Raw genomic sequence first — 4,185 nt, forward strand, 5'->3', positions numbered from 1 at the left:
CGTTGTGGCCCGCGAACCTGCCCATGTTCATCGCGTGCTGGCATGACATGAGCGCGTGATTTCCGGCGTCGTCGGTCGCGGCGAAGGCGACATCGCCGGCGGCGAAGATGTCTTCCGTTCCCAATACGCGCAGGTCCGCATCCACATGCAAGCGCCCGAGCCGGTCGCGCTCTGCGTCCAGCTTTTTCGTCAACCCGTTGGCGCGCATGCCCGTTGTCCAGATCACCGTCTTTGCATCAATGCGTTCACCGGTCGATGTAACGATTCCATCGGTGTCGATGGCGCTCACCGCAGTGCCGAGACGCAGGGTTATGCCGAGTTCGGTTAACGCTTGCTCAATCACAGGCCGCGGACCGAGGCCAAGATCCGGGCCAACTGCATCGGCTTGTTCTATCACGATCACGTTGACAGGCGTGGCGCTACCAAGCACGGCCCGCAAGCGCTCGGGAAGCTCAGTCGCGATTTCGATGCCCGTAAATCCACCGCCCACGACGATCACCGTATTGCGCGCCGGCGTGTCAGGTTGATCAGCGAGTTTGCCCAGATGCGCCTCGAGAAGCGCGGCGTCTTCGATCTGGTCGATGCTGAATGCAGCCGTAGCAAGGCCGGGAATCGGAGGACGAAAGAGCGAGCTTCCGCTTGCCAGCACAAGCTTGTCATACCGCACTGTGAACGCGTTTCCGTCCGCGCCGATGGCCTCTACTTCGCGGGACGCCGCACGAATTTCGCTGACGCTGCCCTGGATAAAGTGAACGCCCGTTGCCTCGAAGAGCGGCAACAAAGGCGCTTTCATGCCAAGCGGATTGGACTCGTGAAGACGCGGCCGGACATGTAGCATCGGCTCGGGTGCAATCAACACCACTTCGATCTGCTCTCCCGACTTGTTTGCGCTGTCCAGCAGACGAGCAGCACCTAGCGCGCTCCACATACCGGCGAAACCGGCGCCGACTACCAAGATTCTCTTGCTGCTATCAGTCATTTTTCGATTCCATTCATTGATCAGGTCATTTCACTTCGACGTCATGCGATGTGATTTGCAGGCTCGAAACCGGAGTTTTGTCACGCGCATAACTAGGACTGTAGTTGTCGTAGTTAAATTTAGCAAGTGCGTACTTTGTCGAACTGCTTTTTCAGATGATTGTGTCGAGCCCGGTTGAATATCTGAAGAATAGCCTTGATTTGCCAAGTAAATGTAAAATTCAACGTACCATAGCGATTGACGTTGTTCGTCACCGGTTGATTGCGTAGAATGCGGTAACTAGGATTTGTTGAGTCGGAGATAAGATGAGCCACATCAGTTCGGGCGTCGAATATGCGCTGCATTGCCTTTTGTATTTAACCGACGCACCCGCAGGCGTGGGAGAGGCGAGCGTGCGCGACCTCGCCGAGCTGCAAGGGTTATCGGTGGATTACGTGGCCAAGCTTTTCACGAAACTTCATAAGGCGGGATTGACCGTCGCCACGGAGGGAGCGCGTGGGGGATTCACGCTCGCGCGACCAGCGGAACGGATCACGGTGCTTGACGTAGTGCAAGCCGTCGACGGGCCGAAGCCGCTGTTCGATTGCCGCGAAATTCGCGCGCGCTGCGCAATCTTCGGGGATACCGCGCCCAAATGGGCAACGAGCGGCACGTGCTCCATTCACGCCGTGATGCTGGACGCCGAGAAGCGCATGAACGAGGTGCTAGAAGCACAGACGCTGGCGAGTCTGGCGGCGCGAACGGTCGCAAAAGCGCCGCGTACTTATCACACCGATATCGTCAACTGGATCGACAATCGGGCGGCCAGCCGTTAATTTAGCGCCAAGGCTAATCCGAGAAACCGTTTTCGAAGGTCTTGCGCAGATAGGAGACGAACGCAGTCACTGCACGCGGCACGTGCGACGCATAAGGCCGGACAACATAAAGCTGTTCAGCAAACCCGCCCTTGGGCTGCCACTCCGGCAGCACTTTGATCAATTGCCCACTGCGCAGCGCAGCCTGCGCGCTGAAATCGGGCAGCAGCGCAATGCCGAGATCATCGAGTGCGGCGTCGCGCAGGGTCTCGCTATTGTTCGCAGAAAACGGCCCGTTGATCGGCACGGTCACGCGCTCGGCTGCGGTCTTGCGGCCCGTCGCGCGTTCGAATGTCCAGGCGGGTGCCTCTTGCGCACGCGGATAGAACAGGCAGTCATGCGCGGCCAGATCTTGCGGCGAGGCGGGTGTGCCACGCCGGCGCAGATACGCTCGCGTCGCCACGATCACCGAGTGAGTTGCGCACAGCGTCCACGCCACATGCGTTTCCGGCGCGGCGGCGCTATGGCGTATCGCGAGATCGAAACCCTCGCTCGCAAGCGAACTAATGCGGTCCGACACTTCGAGTTGCACGCGTACTTCCGGATTCGCCCGCAGAAAAACCGACAGATGCGGCACGAGTTGCTGCCGCGCGAACGCCACCGGCGCAGTGACGCGCAGCTCGCCGCGAGCGATGCCCGCCGAATCGCGCACGCCCGCGAAACTTTGCGCAATACCTTCATATTGATCGCGGGTCTGATCGACGAGACGCTGCCCCGCCTCCGTCAACCGCACGCTGCGTGTTGTGCGCTGCACCAGTGAAACCCCGGCTGCGCGCTCCAGCTCGGCTATCCGCTGGCTCATGGCTGCCTTGCTCACGCCGAGCCGCGTGGCGGCGCGCGTATAGCTGCCTTGCTGCGCGAGAATCGTCAGCCAATACAGATGAGTCCAGAGCGCCTCGACGCGTTGCGTTTCCATATCTTCATTGTTCACCATAGAAAACAATCATTTCAATCATAGCGCCTTTGCAGACGCGTCTGACGTTCTTACACTCTGAAGACTCCCATCACATTCAGGTGTCACATCATGCAAAGCTTCAGCGATCGCGCGGACGTCGGCCACTTTATCCAGGGTCGCCGTGTTCCCGGCACGGGCACGCGCACCCAGCCGATTTTCAATCCCGCGACCGGTCAGGAAGCACGCACGCTGCGTTTGGGCGATGTCGCCGATGTGGACGCCGCCGTCGCCGGCGCGAAGAAGGCATTCGTGGCCTGGAGCGAGACGCCGCCCATTCGCCGGGCGCGCGTCATGCTGCGTTTTCTGGAGCTGATGAACAAGCGCCGCGATGAACTCGCCGCGATCATCACAGCCGAGCACGGCAAGGTGTTCAGCGACGCGCAGGGCGAAGTGTCGCGCGGTATCGATGTGATCGAATTTGCTTGCGGCATTCCGCAGCTTTTGAAGGGCGACTATACCGAGCAGGTTTCTACAGGTATCGACAACTGGACGACGCGTCAGGCGCTTGGCGTGGTGGCAGGCATTACGCCCTTCAACTTCCCGTGCATGGTGCCATGCTGGATGTTCCCGGTCGCTATCGCTGCGGGCAATGCGTTCATCTTGAAGCCGAGCGAGCGTGATCCGTCGGCTGCGTTGTTCATGGCGGGGTTGTTGCAGGAAGCCGGGCTACCCGATGGCGTGTTCAGCGTGGTGCAAGGCGACAAGGTGGTGGTCGATGCACTGCTCGTCCATCCCGATGTGAAGGCCATCAGTTTTGTGGGTTCAACGCCGATCGCGAATTACATTTATCAGACGGGCGCGCAGCATGGTAAGCGCGTGCAGGCGCTTGGCGGTGCGAAGAATCACATGGTCGTGATGCCGGATGCGGATCTCGATCAGGCGATTGATGCGCTGGTTGGCGCCGGTTATGGTTCGGCGGGCGAGCGCTGCATGGCGATTTCGGTGGCTGTGCTGGTGGGTGATGTCGCTGATAAATTGATTCCGCGACTGGCTGAGCGGGCGCGTACGCTGATCGTGAAGAACGGTATGGAGGCTGATGCCGAAATGGGTCCGATCGTCACGCGTCAGGCATTGGAACGCATTGAAGGGTATATCGCCCTGGGTGTTGAAGAGGGCGCTTCGCTGGTCGTCGATGGGCGTGGATTGAAGGTGCCGGGGCATGAAGAAGGCTTCTTCACGGGCGGTACGCTGTTCGACAACGTGACGCCTGAAATGCGCATTTATAAGGAAGAGATTTTCGGGCCGGTGCTGGCGTGTGTGCGGGTGAAGGACTTTACTGAAGCGGTGGACCTGATCAACGCGCATGAGTTTGGCAATGGCGTTGCGTGCTATACGCGTGATGGACACATTGCACGAGAGTTCGGACGGCGTATTGAAGTGGGGATGGTCGGGATCAA

4 protein-coding genes are annotated in these 4,185 nt (G+C 59.6%); 2 read left to right on the top strand and 2 right to left on the bottom strand.

Going from position 1 to position 4,185, the window contains the following annotated elements; translation table 11 throughout:
- On the bottom strand, nucleotides 1-979 hold a 979-nt coding region (locus JWR14_RS19920; protein WP_299710133.1), incomplete at its 3' end, for an FAD-dependent oxidoreductase.
- Nucleotides 980-1,284: 305 nt separating this feature from the next.
- Here JWR14_RS19920 and JWR14_RS19925 point away from each other — a divergent pair.
- On the top strand, nucleotides 1,285-1,794 hold the full coding sequence (locus tag JWR14_RS19925) for an Rrf2 family transcriptional regulator (RefSeq protein WP_299710135.1): 510 nt from the start codon (nucleotides 1,285-1,287) through the stop codon (nucleotides 1,792-1,794).
- Between the two features lie 13 nt (nucleotides 1,795-1,807).
- Here the strand turns inward: JWR14_RS19925 and JWR14_RS19930 are convergent, their stop codons facing one another.
- Nucleotides 1,808-2,749 carry a LysR family transcriptional regulator gene (locus JWR14_RS19930; protein WP_299710137.1) on the bottom strand — a complete coding sequence of 314 codons (942 nt, stop codon included), beginning with the start codon at nucleotides 2,747-2,749 and terminating at the stop codon, nucleotides 1,808-1,810.
- Between the two features lie 108 nt (nucleotides 2,750-2,857).
- Between JWR14_RS19930 and JWR14_RS19935 the strand changes: the two genes are divergently transcribed.
- Nucleotides 2,858-4,185, top strand: a 1,328-nt coding sequence (locus JWR14_RS19935) for a CoA-acylating methylmalonate-semialdehyde dehydrogenase (RefSeq protein ID WP_299710139.1), incomplete at its 3' end; no start/stop codon positions are given.

The organism is Caballeronia sp. (genome assembly GCF_028292365.1).
Lineage (GTDB): Bacteria > Pseudomonadota > Gammaproteobacteria > Burkholderiales > Burkholderiaceae > Caballeronia.

Excerpts from the sequence above, each read along its gene's own strand:
- JWR14_RS19925 (WP_299710135.1), top strand. The coding sequence starts at position 1,285 with ATGAGCCACATCAGTTCGGGCGTCGAATATGCGCTGCATTGCCTTTTG.
- JWR14_RS19930 (WP_299710137.1), bottom strand. The coding sequence starts at position 2,749 with ATGGAAACGCAACGCGTCGAGGCGCTCTGGACTCATCTGTATTGGCTG.